This is a genomic window from Streptomyces rhizosphaerihabitans (assembly GCF_025399795.1).
GTDB classification, from domain to species: domain Bacteria; phylum Actinomycetota; class Actinomycetes; order Streptomycetales; family Streptomycetaceae; genus Streptomyces; species Streptomyces rhizosphaerihabitans.
Genome location: NZ_JAODTZ010000005.1, coordinates 183,004 through 199,487, shown reverse-complemented (window position 1 = coordinate 199,487; position 16,484 = coordinate 183,004). Strand labels below are relative to the sequence as shown.

The following is a 16,484-nucleotide window of genomic DNA, read 5'->3' as shown; positions in this document are numbered from 1 at the left end:
CCGGAAGCCGGGGGAGGGTGATTCGCCCGAGACGTGATGCGAGGATGGGCGGCATGCGAAAGAACGGTGCGATGCGTACGGGGCTCGCCGTCATGGTCTGCGGGGCCGTCGCCGTCACCCTCTCGGCCTGCGGTGGCTCGGGGGGCGGAAGCGGGAGCGGTGCGAAGGGACAGGCGGGGGCCGGTGGCGCGGTCGCCCGAACGAGCGTGCCACCGGTCGACCCGAAACGCATCCCCGATGTGGGTGACCGGCTCCAGCGGCGGATTCCGTCCGATTCCCGCCAGGTCCTGGCGGTCTACGGCGAGGGCAAGGACTCCGCGAACTCCACGGCCGTGCTGTACACGAAGTCCGGTACGACGTGGGAGAAGACCCGGAGCTGGGCCGCGCACAACGGGAAGAAGGGCTGGACGGCCGACCATCACGAGGACGACAAGCGGAGCCCCGTGGGAGTGTTCACGCTCAGCGACGCCGGTGGAGTGCTCGACGACCCGGGCGCCCGGCTGCCGTACACGCAGTCGCAGGGCTTCCAGGCGCCGCACTACTGGGCGAAGTCGCACTGGCACGACTTCGACTACGTCATCGCCATCGACTACAACCGACTCAAGGGCAATCCGCCGGACGACCCGACCCGCCCGTGGGGCGACGAGAAGGGTGGCGGTATCTGGCTGCACATGGACCACGGAAGCGGCACGTCGGCGTGCGTGAGCCTGTCCAAGCCCGCCATGGAATACCTGCTGCGCACACTCGACCCGGATCAGCACCCTGTCGTGGTGATGGGGGACAAGGCGGACCTGAAGGCTTAGCGGGCCGGGGGTCCGTGCCGGAAGCCGGTGGGGCCCGTGCCGGAACCGGGCGGAGGCGCGAGGCGGGGCACCGAGCGGTCCGGGTTCGCTGTCGGCCCGGTGTGCCGCGCCCCGATCCGTCGCCCAAGCCCGCCCAAGTCGCATGCTCGTCCCTGCGGATGCCGTCCAAGCCGCGAGCTCCGTCCGAGCCGCATGCCCGTCCAAGGCGGTGGGCGCCGCCCAAGTCGCATGCTCGTCCCTGCGGGTGCCGCCAAAGTCGCAAGCTTGCCCAAGCCCCGGGCGCGGTGCCCAGCGGCCCGGTGCACCATTGCGGTCAGCTCAACGGCCCCGTAGAACACCGCACATGAGTAAACCGGTCATCATGTCCATGCTCACCGGAGTGGTCCTCGTGGCGAGCGCCCTCCTCGGAGCGGGTCCGGCTCCGGCGGCCACCGCGTCCGTCGCGGCTCCTGTGCCCGCGGCCTCCGCCGTGCCGGCCCACGCTCGATCGACCGACGTGCCCGCCGAGTTCGGCAGCGACTGGCACGACCCCGTCACCGCTGCCCCGCCTGTCGGCAGGTACGCCGCACCGTCCTGTGAAGTGACCCTCGCGGAGGCGCAGTTCCGCGACTTCACGCCCTACACGGGCACGTACACCCCGCCGACGGGCTGCGGCGACCACTGGAGCAAGGTCGTGCTCCGGCTCGAAGGCAAGGTCAAGGGACGCCAGTTCGACCGCCTCGGATATCTGCACGTCGGAGGAGTGGAGATCCTCCGTACGTCCACCCCGGAGCCGTCGCCCGACGGGATCGCGTGGTCCGTCGAGAAGGACGTGACGCGCTACAGCGACACGTTCCGGCGGAGCCGCGACGTCGAGATGCTCATCGGAAACGTCGTCGACGACACGTACACCGGCGTTCTCGACGTCAAGGCCACGCTGACGTTCTACGCGGGCAGGCCCGCCACGACTCCCGACCGCGTCCTGACCCTCCAGGACGGCACCCTGACCACCCCGCGCAACAGCGAGCGCGTGATCGCCGAGGTGTACGCGACCGGGTCCGGGGGCGGCTGCGAGGAGTTCTGGTATCTGACGGTCCCGGACACGGCACCGTACTCCTGCAAGGCGGACAACGGCCCCTACCGCGAGGTGCAGATCAAGGTCGACGGCCAACTCGCCGGAATCGCCCAGCCGTTCCCGACCGTGTGGACGGGTGGCTGGTCCAACCCCTTCCTCTGGTACGTGATTCCGGGGCCCCGCGCCTTCGACGTCAGGCCCATCGAGTACGACCTGACTCCGTTCGCCGGACTCCTCGACGACGGGCGTCCGCACCGGATCGACGTCTCCGTCGTGGGAGTTCCCGAGGGGCAGACCGGTTGGAGTCTGCCGGTCAATGTGCTCGTCTGGCAGGACGCGCGGCGCGCCCACGTGAGCGGTGCCCTCACCCGGGCCGAGGCGGGCGACCTCGCCAACTCCTCGACGTACACACCCGGTTCGGAGAACCGAGTCGACACCACGGGTAGGCACCGGCTGACGGTCGCCGGATACCTCGACACCTCGCACGGCCGGGTGCTGACAACGGTCAGCCGCACCCTGGCACACAGCTCCGTGCACCGCTGGACCGCTGGTGAGGACACGGACGGCCTCAGGGCGACATGGACCGACGACGAGGCGGTGACATTCGACGGACGCGGACCAGCCGCGACGACGCGAACCCGGCGCACGTACACGATGGACGGCACGACGACCCTCGGTGCGGACGACCGGCTGCGGACCGTCCTGACGCTCGGCGACCGGGCCGCCGTGGCCGAGACGGCGGGAGGCCTGCGCACCGCTTGGTCACGGCTCGACGACACCTACACGGGCGACGCGACGTACACGGCGAACGTGCCGCGCGACCAGCGCCACGCGGTCGCCACGACGAGCGAACGCTATCGGCTGTACGGGTCGGCCGGCTGCTACGACCGCTCCCTGGTCACCGTGCAGGGGGTGCTCACGGAGGACCGCGTCCGCTGTTGAGCCCGGCCGTCCGCGGTGTGCGGGACGTCGCGGACATCGGCCGCCCGCGCCGGCCGGCCGCGCGACTCACGGCCGTCCGGGGCCAGGGCGAGTAGCGGACGGAGGTCTGCGCCACGGCTACCGGCGGGCCGACCGGTTCGCATCAGGACCGGTCGGCCCGCCGGACGCCGGGGCGGGTGGCGTGCTCCAGCGCCAGCAGGGCGGAGTAGTAGCCGCGGCCCGTCGCGTGGTCCATGCCCACCTCGCACATGCGGTTGGCCGACAGATGCGCGTCGAAGTCGCGGGAGGTCACGAACTCCGCCTCCTTGCGTGTGGCCGACTCGGTGAGTTCCCTGTGGAGCATTCCGCGGTCGCCCGCGAAGGCGCAGCACCCGGCGTCGTCGGGCACCACCACCTCGTCGGCGCACGCCTCGGCCACCGCGCGCAACTGTGCCTCGTCGTCCAAGTGCCGCATGGAGCAGGTCGGGTGGAGCACCGCGGAGCCGAGGGTACGGTGCACGGTGAGGTGGGGGAGGAGCTCCTCCGCGGCCCACACCAGCGAGTCCACGACCAGCAGCCCGGCGTGCAACTCCCGGTTGTCGGCGGTCAGATACGGTACGACCTCCCGCGCGATGCCGAGCGTGCAGGACGAGGCGTCCACGACGAGCGGCAGTCTGCCGCCGGCGGTCCAGCCCCAGGCGGCCTCGACGACGCGGTTGGCCATCACGGCGTTGCCCGTGTCGTATCCCTTGGAGTGCCAGATCGTCGCGCAGCACGTCCCCGACACATCGTCCGGAATCCACACGGGCTTTCCCGCGCGTGCGGAGACCGCGACGACGGCCTGGGCGAGCGACACGTCTCCCGGACCGCCGAAGATGCGGTTGACGCAGGCCGGGTAGTAGACGGCGACCGCCCCGACGCGCGCGGTACCGGGCATGGCGGAGGCGGCTCCTGGCATCCGTGGCAGCCACTCAGGCACGAGATCGGGGCGTACGGCCTTGCGTACGGCCCGCGTCACGGCGTTCACCCGCCGGTCGCCGATCCGGTCCAGGGCGGCGACGGCCAGCCGTGCGGAGCCCTCGAGCGCGCGGAAGTGCCGCGCGGCCAGCGCGGCCGCCTTCTCCTCGCGCGGTGAGTGCCGCGCGTGCCGGAACTTCTTCATCAAAGCGCCCGTGTCGATGCCGACCGGGCAGGCGAGCTTGCAGGTCGAGTCGCCCGCGCACGTGTCCACGGCGTCGTATCCGTACGCTTCCAGGAGTCTGTCCTCGACCGGGGAGCCGCCGGGCTGGCGCATCATCTCCCGTCGCAGCACGATCCGTTGGCGCGGTGTGGTCGTCACGTCCTTGCTGGGGCAGGTCGGTTCGCAGAAGCCGCACTCGATGCAGGGATCGGCGATCGTCTCGACGCGCGGGATCGTCTTCAGGCCCCGCACGTGAGCGCGCGGATCACGGTCGAGCACGATCCGCGGCGCGAGCACTCCGTCCGGATCGATCAGCCGTTTGGTGCGCCACATCAACTCCGTTGCCCTGGGCCCCCATTCGAGCTCCAGGAAGGGCGCGATGTTGCGTCCGGTGGCGTGTTCGGCCTTCAGCGAGCCGTCGAAGCGTTCGACGGTGAGCCGGCAGAACGCGTCCATGAAGGCGGCGTACCGCTCCACGTCGGCCGGCTCGGACGCGTCGAAGGCCAGCAGGAAGTGCAGATTGCCGTGGGCGGCATGGCCCGCGACGGCGGCGTCGAAGCCGTGCCGGGTCTGGAGTTCCAGCAGCGCCTCGCAGGCCTCGGCGAGCCGATCGGGCGGCACCGCGAAGTCCTCCGTGATCAGCGTCGTACCGGACGGGCGAGCGCTGCCGACCGCTGTGACGAACGCCTTGCGGGCCTTCCAGTAGCCGGCGACGGTCCGCTGATCGCGGGTGAGCGAGTTCGTCACCGAGGGTACGGGCGACACCAGGGGGAGCCCCTCCAGCACCACGCGGGCCCGCTCCTCGTAGACCTCCTGCGCGGCCTCGTCCGGAGCGCGGAACTCGACGAGCAGCGCGGTCGTCGGACCGGGCAGAGCGGCCCAGTCGCCGGGCACGCCCTCGACGCTCACCGAGGCACGCAGTGTGTTGCCGTCCATCAGCTCCACGGCCGAGGCGCCCGCGGCGGTGAACAGGGGCACAGCGGCTGCCGCGGCCGGCAGTGAGCCGAAGAAGAGCAGCGCGGCGGACACCCGGCGGTCCAGGGGCAGGGTGTCGAAGACGACCTCCGAGATGAAGCCGAAGGTGCCCTCCGAGCCGACCATCAGGCCCCGCAGGATCTCGACGGGTGTCGCACCGTCGAGGAAGGCGTCCAGGCGGTAGCCGTTGGTGTTCTTGATCGCGTACTTGGCGCGGATGCGGTCGACCAGTCCGGCGTCCGACCCGATCTCCGCCTTGAGCTCCATGAGCCCGGCGCACAGGGCCGGTTCCGCGTGTGCCAGACGCTCGTCCGCGTCCGGCTCGGCCGTGTCCACGACCGTGCCGGTCGGCAGCACGAACGTGAGCGAGGCGAGGGTGACGTACGCGTTGCGGGTGGTGCCCGCGGTCATTCCGGAGGCGTTGTTCGCGACCACGCCGCCGACCGTGCAGGCGATCGCGCTGGCCGGATCGGGACCGAGCACGCGCCCGTGCCGGGCGAGCGCGGCGTTGGCGCGGGCGACGGTCGTGCCCGGAGCGATCCGGATCCGCGCGCCTCCGTCGAGGACCTCGACCCCCGTCCAGTGCCGGCGTACGTCGACGAGGATGTCCTCGCCCTGCGCCTGACCGTTGAGCGAGGTCCCGGCCGCGCGGAACACCACCTCGCGGCCCTTGCCGTGCGCGTACGAGAGCACGGCCGAGATGTCGTCGATGTCCTCGGGGACCACGACGACCCGCGGCACGAAGCGGTAGGGGCTGGCGTCGGAGGCGTACCGCACGAGGTCGGAGATCCCGGTCAGTACCTTGTCGGCGCCGAGCAGTGCGGTCAGTTCACCGCGCATCGGCTCGGGGGTGCCCTCGGCCCGGTCCTCGGGAACCCGGTCGGCCGCGGGGGCCTCGGGGCGCGTGTCGGGCCGCAGTGCGTCGGGGTCGGGCTCCAGCAGAGGCATCGCGCACCACTCCTCACGGGGTCACCGAGCAGCGCTGCCCGGTCGTCCGCCTGCCGCGGGCGACCGGCGGCGCCGGCCTACCGGGTCGGCCGCTGACCGGCGGCGCCGCGGTGCGCCGTCAACCGGTCCAGCGGCGGGCGACCGAGTCGGCCACCCGGCTGCCGACCGGCGGCGCGGCGCGGTGCACCGTGCTCGACCGGCCCGCGGCGGCATTCCACCCCGAGCCGCCCCGGCGGCGTGGCACCGCCCAGAACCGGCTCAGCGGGAGGCATTCCGCCCTGAGCCGTCTCAGCAGCGGTGCTCCGCGCCGAGCCGTCTCGGCGGCGTTCCTCCGCCCCCTGAGCCGTCTCAGCAGCGGTGCTCCACCCTCGGCATGCCGTCCACCAAGGTGTCCAGCAGCCCGCCGAGCACCTCGCGCTGCTCGTCCGTCAATGGAGCCAGGATCTCCTCCGCGGCGCCGCGGCGCGCGGCGCGCAGCTCCCTCAGCGCCTTGCGACCCTCGTCCGTGACCTCGATCCGGATCACCCGGCGGTTGGTGGGATCGGGTGCCCGGCGCACCTTGCCGCTCGCCTCCAGGCCGTCGACCAGCGTGGTCACAGCCCGCGGCACCACTTCGAGACGCTCCGCGAGATCGGCCATTCGGGGCGGTGAGCTGTAATGCGCGAGCGTACGCAGCAGCCGTGACTGCGCGGGGGTGATGCCCAGCTCGCGCTGCTCCAGATGGCGCTTCTGGATGCGGTGCACGCGGCGCGTCAGACGCAGCAACTGCTCGGCGAGCAGGCCGTCGGCATCGGGGGTGGTCATACGGGAACAATATCAGGATGCCGTTCATTGTGAGTATAGGTAACAATGAGCTAGGCTCCGTCAGTCGTCGGATCCTCACTGATGTCCTCGTAGTCCGATTTCCCCCGTCGTCCCGTTTTCCTAGGAGTCCATTGCGTCCCGAACAGCCGACCTGGAGCCCCCCGCCTGCCGACAAGGAACAGCCACGGCAAGTGCGCCGCATCCTGAGTCTCTTCCGGCCCTACCGTGGCCGCCTCGCGATCGTCGGCGTCCTGGTGGGAGCCGCGTCCCTGGTGGGCGTCGCCACGCCCTTCCTGCTGAAGGCGATCCTGGACACCGCGATCCCCGAAGGGCGTACAGGTCTGCTGACCCTGCTCGCCCTCGGCATGATCCTGAGCGCCGTCCTGAGCGGCGTCTTCGGCGTCCTGCAGACCCTGATCTCCACGACCGTCGGCCAGCGCGTGATGCACGATCTGCGCACCGCGGTCTACGGCCGCCTCCAGCGCATGTCGCTCGCCTTCTTCACCAGGACGCGCACGGGCGAGGTCCAGTCCCGCATCGCCAACGACATCGGCGGCATGCAGGCGACCGTCACCTCCACCGCCACCTCACTGGTCTCCAACCTCACCAGTGTGGTCGCCACGATCGTCGCGATGGTGGCCCTGGACTGGCGCCTGACCCTCGTCTCCCTGCTTCTCCTGCCGGTGTTCGTGTGGATCAGCCGCAGGGTCGGCAACGAACGCAAGAAGATCACCACCCAGCGTCAGAAGCAGATGGCGGCGATGGCCGCCACCGTCACCGAATCGCTCTCCGTCAGCGGCATCCTGCTCGGGCGCACCATGGGCCGGGCCGACTCGCTGACGAAGTCCTTCGCGGAGGAGTCCGAGGGCCTCGTCGACCTCGAAGTGAGGTCGAACATGGCGGGACGCTGGCGCATGTCCGTCATCGGCATCGTCATGGCCGCCATGCCCGCCGTCATCTACTGGACCGCGGGCGTCGCCCTTCAGCTCGGCGGCCCCTCGATATCGATCGGCACGCTCGTCGCCTTCGTCTCGCTCCAGCAGGGCCTGTTCCGGCCGACGGTCAGCCTGCTGTCCACCGGTGTGCAGATCCAGACCTCGCTCGCGCTGTTCCAGCGCATCTTCGAGTACCTCGACCTGCCCATCGACATCACCGAGCCCGAGAACCCCGTCCACCTCGACCAGGTCAAGGGTGAGATCCGCTTCGAGGACGTCGAGTTCCGCTACGACGACAAGGGCGCCCCGATCCTCGACGGCATCGACATCACCGTCCCGGCCGGCGGCAGCCTCGCCGTCGTCGGACCGACCGGCTCGGGCAAGTCCACGCTCAGTTACCTGGTGCCGCGGCTGTACGACGTCACGGGCGGGCGCGTGACCCTCGACGGGGTCGACGTCCGCGACCTCGACTTCGACACCCTCGCGCGCGCGATCGGCGTCGTCTCCCAGGAGACGTACCTCTTCCACGCCTCGGTCGCCGAGAACCTGCGCTTCGCCAAGCCGGACGCCACCGACGAGGAACTGCACGGGGCGGCACGGGCGGCCCAGATCCACGACCACATCGCGTCGCTGCCCGACGGGTACGACACGGTCGTCGGTGAGCGCGGCCACCGGTTCTCCGGCGGCGAGAAGCAGCGCCTCGCCATCGCCCGCACGATCCTGCGCGATCCGCCCGTGCTCATCCTCGACGAGGCGACCAGCGCCCTGGACACCCGCACGGAGCACGCCGTCCAGGAGGCCATCGACGCCCTGTCGGCCAACCGCACCACACTCACCATCGCGCACCGGCTGTCCACGATCCGAAGCGCGGACCAGATCGTCGTCCTCGACTCGGGCCACGCGGTCGAGCGCGGTACGCACGAAGAGCTGCTGGCGCAGGAGGGGCGCTACGCCGCGCTCGTCCACCGGGACGCCCAATTGGAGCCGACAAGATGACGATATGCCGGGTTTGCGGGCATTAGAGGGCTACCGTGCCCGTTATGCAGATGAACACTCCGCCACGGAGCACGATTCGACTGACGCGCCGGGGCCGGGGCGCCCTCATCGCGACCGGAGCCGTCGTGGCGGCCACCGCCGTGGCGGTGCCGCTGCTGAGCATGGGAGACGGCGACGCGCGCCCGACGTCGCTCGTCATTCCGGAGGGCTGGCGCTCCGGACAGGTCTACGCGGCTGTCGACAAGGCCCTCCGGGTGCCCGCCGGCACGGCCAAGAAGTCCCTGGCCAAAGCCAAACTGAAGCTTCCGAACGACGCCCGGGGCAACCCTGAGGGCTATCTCTTCCCGGCGACCTATCCGATCGGCGAGAAGGCGACTCCCGAGTCGATGCTGAGGTTCATGGTCGACACCGCGAACAAGAAGTTCAACGGAGCGCCGATCGCGGCCGGCGCGCAGCGCAACGCGATGAACGTCTACCAGGCCGTCACCATCGCGAGCATCGCACAGGCGGAAGCGGCGACCAAGGCGGACATGGGCAAGGTGGCCCGGGTCGTCTACAACCGCCTGGAGCGCGGTATGCCGTTGCAGATGGACTCGACCATCAACTACGCACTGAACCGCTCCACCTTGAGCACCAGCCAGGCCGACACAAGGCTGAACAGCCCGTACAACTCCTATCGGCGCATGGGCCTGCCGCCCACGCCGATCGCCAACCCCGGCGAGGAGGCGATGCGTGTCGCGATCAACCCGCCCCCGGGCGGCTGGTTGTACTTCGTCACGGTCAAGCCCGGCGACACGCGCTTCACGGCCAGCTACGAGGAGCACCAGCGCAACGTCGCCGAGTTCAACCGGAACCACAGGAGCGCGTCCCCCACGGCATCACGAACGGCATCACGAACGGCCTCTCCCATGGACTCTCCGGTTGTTTCCCCCACGGCCCCACCCGCGGCCTCTCCCAGCGTTTCTCCCGTGGCTTCTCCCGCGGTCCCGCCCGTGGCTTCTCCCGCGGTCCCGCCCTTGACTTCTCCCGCGGTCACATCCGCCGTCACATCCGCGGTGACTCCGACGAACTGATGGGAGGGCGGGCATCACACGGCGACCGGCACGTCCGCCAGCAGTCGCCGGATGTCCCGCACGGCGGCCCGTCCGGCCCGGTTGGCGCCGATCGTGCTCGCCGAAGGCCCGTAGCCGACCAGGTGGATCCGCGGATCGGCGACCGCACGCGTTCCCTCGACGCGTATGCCGCCGCCGCGCTCGCGCAGCCGCAGCGGCGCCAGATGGTCTATGGCGGCCCGGAAACCGGTCGCCCACAGGATCACGTCGGCGTCCACGTGCCGCCCGTCCGGCCACCTCACGCCGTCCGGGGTGATCCGGTCGAACATCGGGCGCCGGTCAAGCACACCGTCGGCCAGCGCCTGCCGGATCGCGTCGTTCAGCGGCAGCCCGGTGACCGAGACGACGCTCCGGGGCGGGAGACCCTGCCGGACCCGCTCCTCGACGAGAGCGACGGCGGCCCGGCCGAACTCCTCGGTGAAGGGGCCCTCGCGGAAGACCGGGGGGCGCCGGGTGACCCAGGTGGTCTCGGCCGCGTGGGAAGCGATCTCCATCAGATGCTGGGTGCCCGAGGCGCCGCCGCCCACGACGATCACACGCCGCCCGGCGAACCACTCCGGGCCCGGATACTGCGCCGTGTGCAACTGCCGTCCGCGGAAGGTCTCCTGGCCCGGATAGCGGGGCCAGAACGGGCGGTCCCAGGTGCCCGTCGCGTTGATCAGCGCCCGGGCCGACCACGTACCGTCGCCGCTCTCCACGAGTAGCCGCCCACCGGGTCCTTCCCGGACCGCCGTGACGTCGACCGGCCTCCGTACCCGTAGGTCGAAGGCGCGCTCGTAGGCGTCGAAGTACTCCGAGACGACCTCGGAGGACGGGCGGTCCGGGTCGGCGTCCGTGAGATCCATGCCGGGCAGGGAGTGCATCCCGTGCACCTTGCCGTACGTCAGCGACGGCCAGCGGAACTGCCAGGCTCCGCCGGGGTGCGGCGCGTGATCGAGCACGACGAAGTCCCGCTCGGGCTCGAAGCCGGTGCGCCGCAGGTGATGGGCGGCGGCCAGACCGGCCTGGCCGGCGCCGATGACGACCACATCGACTTCACGCGCGCGTACCCCGGTGTCATTCACGCTTCTACCAACCGGACCGGGTTCCGGGATCTTCCCCTCGGACGCCTCGTGTGAGCCACCCGACGAAGCCGCGTCGGGGGCCGCTCGCGACGGGCTGACCGCGCCGTCGTCCCGGGCCGGGGTCCGGTTCCCCGACGGCACCGTGCGCGAGAGCCTGCGCCGCCCGCAACGTCTGCGGGGTGCACGGGTACCGCACCGCCCGGCCCCGCGGCGGCCTCGATCGTGTGCGGAATCCGGCGTATGGGAGAGGATTGAGGCATGTCCGATGCCTTCACCACGCAGGTCCTGAACATCTCCTCCGGTTCGTCGGAGGCGGTCGTCGACCTCACCCGCGACTGCGAGGCCTTCCTCCGTGAGGTCGCGGCGGGCCGCGACGGTCTCCTGAATGTCTTCGTCCCGCACGCCACCGCCGGAATCGCCATCATCGAGACAGGCGCCGGCAGTGACGACGACCTCCTCACCGCACTGCACTCCCTGCTTCCCGCGGACGACCGCTGGCAGCACCGTCACGGCAGCCCCGGCCACGGCCGCGACCACGTCCTCCCCGCCATCGTCCCGCCGCACGCGACGCTGCCGGTGGTGGACGGAAGTCTGGAGCTGGGGACATGGCAGTCGGTGTGCCTCGTGGACACGAACCGGGACAATCCGAACCGTGAGGTGCGGTTGTCGTTTCTCGGGTAGCCCGGGAGCGGCCAGGACTGCGGGGCCGGTCCACGGCCTCAGGCCGGCCTGCGCCACACGGAGATGTGCTTCGCGGAGTCCTGGGTGAAGGGCGCCCCGTCCCAGTCCGCAACGCGCCGTTCCAGTTCGAGCCCCGCGATCCGTGCCATCAGGTCGAGTTCCGCCGGCCACGCGTACCGGTGCCGGGAGGCGTCGCGGCGATAGCGGCCGTCGTCGCCGTCGCGGGTGAGGTGGTGCGAGACGAGGATCTGCTCGACGAGGTCGAACGTGTCGAAGCCTAGGTGCCGTTCGGCGACGTCGAACGGCACTGCGACCTGCCCGGGAGGCAAGAACCGCAGCGGCGGAACACCGAGCTCGATGACGAATCGGCCGCCAGGCGTCAGATGGCGTGCGGCGTTGCGGAAGCACTCGACCTGTTCGTCCTGCGTGAGCAGGTTCGTGATCGTGTTGTAGACGAGATAGACCAAGGTGAACTCGCCGGGGACGACGGTCGTGGCCATGTCCCCGATGGTGACCGGGAGCGTGTCCTCGTCGAGCTTGTGCCGCAGGACGGCCGCCATGTGCTCCGACAGTTCGATGCCCGCGACCGGCACGCCGCTTTCCCGTAGCGGGACGCCCACTCGTCCGGTTCCGATGGCGAACTCAAGTGCCCGGCCTTCTCCGGCGAGTTCGGCGAGGAAGGCGAGAGCCGGTGCGAGAGCGGCGGCCGAGGAGTTCTCGCTCTCCTCGGCGTCGTAGCGGTCGGCGGTCGCACGGCTCCACAGTTCGCTGCTCGTCATGGGAGGCCACTTTGGCGGGCGCGGCGGGCCCTGTCGACGCATATACGCTCCGATTCCTTCTGGACGGCCACGCCTACGGCTTCGGCACCGACGGCGCCAGCGGCGGGTTTCGCCGACGCCTTGAGATGGAAGGTGCTGTCCGGGAAAATCCGACGCCACTACGAGGAGGGCGACGAGAGCGCCACCGAGTTCGTCACGGACGGCTGCCTACGTGCCACCGACGTGGAGACCGGTGGCGATCCGGTCTCCTTCTGCACCGAGGGCGAGGGGACCTGGCCGGTCTGGCTGGGCCGCTCCGTCACCGGCGAACTGGTCGTGGTCACGGTGATCACGTCGTGGCTGATGGATCTCCGGCCCGTGCGACTGCCAGGATGCCCGGTGAACCCCGGTGAACCCCGGTGAACCCCGGTGAACCCGGGTGAACCCGGGTGTTCTCGGTGGCCCTCGGTGTGCCAACTGCCCATGCAGAGCCGTGGCCTTGGCATGGTCGGTCGCTTGACTTCGAGTTCGCTCCACGCCCTAGCGTCACGGTGATCGGTGCGGCGGTGTTGCTGAGGAGACCGGCTCGGTGTCGTGGGCCTGTCGTTCCCGGAGAGGGAGGAGCCCCATGAAGGTGCTGGTGACCGGCGGGACGAGTGGGCTGGGACTGGCCATGGCGTCCGCTCTGGCCGAGGCGGGGGCGACCGTGGCGCTGACCGGGCGATCCGGTCGTCGGGCGAGTTCGGTCGCCGCCGGGCTGCCGGGTGCGATCGGCATCGAGTTGGACGTGCGGGACGAGTCCTCGGTGGCGAGGGCGGTCGACCTGGCGGAGACGCGGCTCGGCGGCATCGACATGCTGGTGAACAACGCCGGGATCGGCATGCGTACCGTCGACCCGCACTTCATGACACGCCCGCAGGGCTTCTGGGAGGTACCGGTCGACGGCTTCCGTGCGGTCGTGGAGACCAATCTGACCGGCTACTTCCTGGTCGCGCGCGAGGTCGTACCGCGGATGCTGGCCACCCCCGGCGGCGGTCGCATCGTCAACATCTCGGTGAGCGAAACGACGATGCACCGGGCCGGGTTCGTCCCCTACGGGCCCTCGCGCGCCGGCAGCGAGTCACTGTCCCGGATCATGGCCGCCGACCTGCGGGACAGCGGTGTCACGGTCAACCGGCTGCTTCCCGGAGGCGCGACCGTCACGGGGATGCTGCCCCCGGACGCCGTGCCGGGGGAGGGCCGGACGTTCCTGGACCCCACGGTGATGGGCCCGCCCATCGTCTGGCTGGCATCCGACGACGCGGCCGGCGTGCACGACGAGCGGATCGTCGCCGTCGAGTTCGAGAGCTGGCTGCGCGAGCGGAAGACGGGGCGGTAGGGCGGGTGGCGGGACGGGAGCGGCATGGGCATCGGCTGTCGTACGGACCACTGGGGGCACGCCCGGTGGCCCGCACGACGGGAGAGCGAGCGCCGTCGGTCGGCTCCGCCCATGCGGGGAACCGAACGCTCAGGCTCCGTAGGCCAAGAGCACCATCATCCCGGCCTCGCTGTGATAGGCGTTGTGGCAGTGCAGCATCCACTGTCCGGGGTTGTCGGCATCGAAGACGACGGACACCTTCGACCTGGGCAGCACGATGGTGGTGTCCTTGCGCGGGCCGGTGCTGTCGAGCTGGTAGGTGTGGCCGTGCAGGTGCATCGGGTGCCACATCTTCGTGGCGTTGACGAAGTCGAGTTGGACCCGCTGGCCCTCCTGGACGAGCAGCTGGTTCGCGGTCGGGTCGGCCATGTCGAACTGCTTGCCGTTGATGGCCCAGTCGTACGCGCGCATGCTGCCGGTCAGTTCGACGCGGATAACCTGGTCGGGATCCTTCGACTCCAGCCGTACGTCGTCGCTCGCGCGCAGCTGTGCGGCGGTCACCATCCGGCCGTCCAGTTCGGCCGGCCGCACGGTCGGCTCCGGCGTCCTTCCCGATCCGGTCCGCACCACAGCCATCCCGGCGACGTCCTTGCCCTCGGCGACCGCGACGAGCGGGAAGACGCCGTCCTGAAGGGTGACCAGAACGTCGTACCGCTCGCCCATGGCGATCAGCAGAGCGTCGACCTCCTGGTGCTCGACGGGGAAACCGTCGGTGTGGGTGATGGTCATCCTGTGGCCCCCGAGCGCCACCCGGTAGGCGGTCTCGGCGCCCGCGTTGATGATCCTGAGGCGCACACGCTTGCCGGACTTGCCGGTGTAGACGGCCGGGTCGGTCGGCACTCGCCCATTGACCAGGTGGTACGGGTAGTTCACGTCCCCGGCGTCGCTGCCGAGCAGGGGGCTGGAGGCGCCGCTGAGCCTGAACCTCGTCGACGTGCCGTCGCCGGAGGACGCGGACGGGGACGGGGGCGGTGAGGACGTCGGGCCCTTCGAGCCGGTGCTTTTCATGTCCATGCCGGGCGAGCGATGGCTGAGCTCGGCGAAGACATCGTCGGGCGTCCCGGTCACGCCGTCGAGCCAGTCGTCGAGGACGACGACCCACTCGTCGTCGTACGACAGCGGCTCCTTGGGGTCCTCGACGATCAGCGGGGCGTACAGACCGCGGTCGACCTGGACGCCCACGTGCGGGTGGAAGAAGTACGTGCCAGGGGTGTTGGTGATGAAGCGGTACGTGAAGCTGGATCCGGCTCGCACCGGGGCTTGGGTGACCGGCGGTACGCCGTCCATGTCGCCGGGCAGCGAGATGCCGTGCCAGTGGATGGACGTCGTGGTGGCGTTCGGCAGCTGGTTGGACAGCTCGGCGGCGAGCGTGTCGCCGGCGGAGATACGGATCTCCTTGCCGGGGACCTGACCGCTGAAGGCCCAGGACTTGGCCAGGACGCCGCCGCCCAGGTCGAGGGTGGCGGGCGCCGAGGTCACGTTGAGGCTCTGAACCCTGCCCGTACCGCTCCGCTTCTTCTCCGCGTGGGCGACCTGGGAACCGGAGGGGCTGAGGAGGGAGGGACTGTTGGAGGCGTCGTTGCCGTAGGCGGCGAGCAGGCCGGTACCTGCCGCTCCCAGTCCGGCGAGGACGGAGCGACGGTTGATGCTGTTCACGAAAAGTCCTCTTCTCGATGCGCGACAGGCGTTCAGGGACGGTCCACACACGGCTGGGCGGCGTCGCGGGACGCCGGAAGCCGTGGTGCGCGGCCTATGTGCGCGGTCGAGAGAGGAACGGCAGGTCGGCAGACGGATTCCGACATGATGTGAGGCGGAGCCGTCGACATCGTTCTGACGGTCGGGTCGGGGAGTTCATGGCGGAGCGGTGAGGCGGCCAGGCGGCATGGTGTGACGATCAGACAGCGACCCCAGCGGGCGGCGCCACCGAACCGGGCCCAGGGCAACTTTCGTACCGTCATCAGGGGCGTCCGCACTTCCTGCGAGCTAGGACCGCCACCATACCCTGCATGGGTATGTGTGCCCCGGAACCGTCGATCAAGAATCAGCCGAGCGGACCATGGGTGGAGCGGCGGTGCCCTTCGGGGCCGTGGTGATGCGGCGGATGGGTGGTGCCGCCGTCGGTGTGATGGGGAGCTTCCGCCGTGTCGGTGGCGCTGGGACGCATGCCGGCCAGGGTGACCGCGACGAGGCGGTGCACCGCGGCCTCGGACGGCAGGTCGCCGGCGGCGGTCAGGGCGTGCAGGCAGTAGCTCGCGAGTTCACCGGGCGCGATGTCGCCGCGGATGACTCCGGCCTGCGCGCCCTCGGTCAGGAGTTCCTCGATCATGCCGTGGAGCCTCTGCTGCGCCTCGGCGACCTGGCTGTCGCGATGCAGGAACGCCGCGAGGTCGCCGTCGTGGTGCCTGCGTGATGCGCGGGAGATGAGGGCGAAGGCTCGCAGCACTGCTTCGAGACGCTCGCCGGCACCCTCGGCCCGGTCCCGGACCTCGGCCAAGTGGTCGAGGTGGTGGCCGATCTGCCGCTCGTGCCAGGCGAGAAGGATCGAGTCGACGTCCGGGAAGTACTTGTACAGCGTGGCGCGGCCGATCCCGGAGTCCTTGGCGATCCGCGACATCGTCACCGACGTCAGTCCGTTCTCGGCGACCAGCGTCGCGGTGGTTTCCAGGACTGCATTCCGTACGGCGGCGCGGTGTGCGTCGATCGTCTCGTTCCAGAGCTTGGGCACGGCTTCAGTGTACGGTCCGGCGCTGTCGTGACACTTTGCATTGACAGAGACAATGTGTCTCGATAAAACTGAAGGCGTCCGGGAACCCGGACGGTCAGGACGGACGGGAGA

Annotated in this window: 12 protein-coding genes and 1 pseudogene; 7 read left to right on the top strand and 6 right to left on the bottom strand. The window is 70.4% G+C overall.

What is annotated here, in order from left to right; all coding sequences use genetic code 11:
• Positions 1–53 precede the first annotated feature (53 nt).
• Positions 54–803, top strand: coding sequence for a L,D-transpeptidase family protein (locus tag N4G66_RS07305; RefSeq protein WP_391858770.1), 750 nt, complete (start codon positions 54–56; stop codon positions 801–803).
• Positions 804–1,146: 343 nt separating this feature from the next.
• Positions 1,147–2,799: a peptide-N4-asparagine amidase gene (locus tag N4G66_RS07300; protein WP_261703134.1), complete on the top strand. Its 1,653-nt coding sequence runs from the start codon at positions 1,147–1,149 to the stop codon at positions 2,797–2,799.
• A gap of 142 nt (positions 2,800–2,941) precedes the next feature.
• On the opposite strand, the gene N4G66_RS07295 is transcribed toward N4G66_RS07300, so the two are convergent.
• Positions 2,942–5,881 carry an FAD-binding and (Fe-S)-binding domain-containing protein gene (locus N4G66_RS07295; protein WP_261703133.1) on the bottom strand — a complete coding sequence of 980 codons (2,940 nt, stop codon included), beginning with the start codon at positions 5,879–5,881 and terminating at the stop codon, positions 2,942–2,944.
• A 348-nt stretch (positions 5,882–6,229) separates the two neighbouring features.
• A complete protein-coding gene (locus N4G66_RS07290) occupies positions 6,230–6,685 on the bottom strand; it encodes a MarR family winged helix-turn-helix transcriptional regulator (protein WP_261703132.1) in 456 nt (151 codons plus the stop codon).
• A 131-nt stretch (positions 6,686–6,816) separates the two neighbouring features.
• Between N4G66_RS07290 and N4G66_RS07285 the strand changes: the two genes are divergently transcribed.
• Together N4G66_RS07285 and mltG are read left to right on the top strand one after the other, a co-directional pair.
• Positions 6,817–8,616, top strand: coding sequence for an ABC transporter ATP-binding protein (locus N4G66_RS07285; protein ID WP_261703131.1), 1,800 nt, complete (start codon positions 6,817–6,819; stop codon positions 8,614–8,616).
• A gap of 44 nt (positions 8,617–8,660) precedes the next feature.
• A pseudogene (gene mltG / locus N4G66_RS07280) lies at positions 8,661–9,494 on the top strand (endolytic transglycosylase MltG); the annotation flags it as partial.
• 209 nt (positions 9,495–9,703) lie between these two features.
• Here mltG and N4G66_RS07275 read toward each other — a convergent pair.
• Positions 9,704–10,792, bottom strand: a complete 1,089-nt coding sequence (locus N4G66_RS07275) for an NAD(P)/FAD-dependent oxidoreductase (protein ID WP_261703130.1) — start codon at positions 10,790–10,792, stop codon at positions 9,704–9,706.
• 258 nt (positions 10,793–11,050) lie between these two features.
• Here N4G66_RS07275 and N4G66_RS07270 point away from each other — a divergent pair, with 258 nt between their 5' ends.
• On the top strand, positions 11,051–11,473 hold the full coding sequence (locus tag N4G66_RS07270; RefSeq protein ID WP_261703129.1) for a secondary thiamine-phosphate synthase enzyme YjbQ: 423 nt from the start codon (positions 11,051–11,053) through the stop codon (positions 11,471–11,473).
• A gap of 38 nt (positions 11,474–11,511) precedes the next feature.
• Here the strand turns inward: N4G66_RS07270 and N4G66_RS07265 are convergent, their stop codons facing one another.
• Positions 11,512–12,252, bottom strand: coding sequence for a methyltransferase domain-containing protein (locus N4G66_RS07265; protein WP_261703128.1), 741 nt, complete (start codon positions 12,250–12,252; stop codon positions 11,512–11,514).
• Positions 12,253–12,372: 120 nt separating this feature from the next.
• Here N4G66_RS07265 and N4G66_RS07260 point away from each other — a divergent pair, with 120 nt between their 5' ends.
• Entirely contained in the window at positions 12,373–12,654 is a 282-nt protein-coding gene (locus N4G66_RS07260) for a hypothetical protein (protein WP_261703127.1), read from the top strand.
• A gap of 205 nt (positions 12,655–12,859) precedes the next feature.
• Positions 12,860–13,609 (top strand): SDR family NAD(P)-dependent oxidoreductase, encoded by a 750-nt coding sequence (locus N4G66_RS07255; protein ID WP_261703126.1) that lies wholly within the window; start codon positions 12,860–12,862, stop codon positions 13,607–13,609.
• Positions 13,610–13,738: 129 nt separating this feature from the next.
• On the opposite strand, the gene N4G66_RS07250 is transcribed toward N4G66_RS07255, so the two are convergent.
• The gene (locus N4G66_RS07250) at positions 13,739–15,304 is read right to left on the bottom strand and encodes a multicopper oxidase family protein (RefSeq protein WP_261703125.1); all 1,566 of its coding nucleotides are present in this window, start codon (positions 15,302–15,304) and stop codon (positions 13,739–13,741) included.
• A 385-nt stretch (positions 15,305–15,689) separates the two neighbouring features.
• Positions 15,690–16,373, bottom strand: coding sequence for a TetR/AcrR family transcriptional regulator (locus tag N4G66_RS07245; protein WP_261703124.1), 684 nt, complete (start codon positions 16,371–16,373; stop codon positions 15,690–15,692).
• Between the last annotated feature and the right edge of the window lie 111 nt (positions 16,374–16,484).

Bases quoted from the DNA above. Each gene is read 5' to 3' on its own strand.
- N4G66_RS07305 (WP_391858770.1), top strand. From the start codon at position 54: ATGCGAAAGAACGGTGCGATGCGTACGGGGCTCGCCGTCATGGTCTGC.
- N4G66_RS07300 (WP_261703134.1), top strand. From the start codon at position 1,147: ATGAGTAAACCGGTCATCATGTCCATGCTCACCGGAGTGGTCCTCGTG.
- N4G66_RS07295 (WP_261703133.1), bottom strand. From the start codon at position 5,881: ATGCCTCTGCTGGAGCCCGACCCCGACGCACTGCGGCCCGACACGCGC.
- N4G66_RS07290 (WP_261703132.1), bottom strand. From the start codon at position 6,685: ATGACCACCCCCGATGCCGACGGCCTGCTCGCCGAGCAGTTGCTGCGT.
- N4G66_RS07270 (WP_261703129.1), top strand. From the start codon at position 11,051: ATGTCCGATGCCTTCACCACGCAGGTCCTGAACATCTCCTCCGGTTCG.
- N4G66_RS07265 (WP_261703128.1), bottom strand. From the start codon at position 12,252: ATGACGAGCAGCGAACTGTGGAGCCGTGCGACCGCCGACCGCTACGAC.
- N4G66_RS07255 (WP_261703126.1), top strand. From the start codon at position 12,860: ATGAAGGTGCTGGTGACCGGCGGGACGAGTGGGCTGGGACTGGCCATG.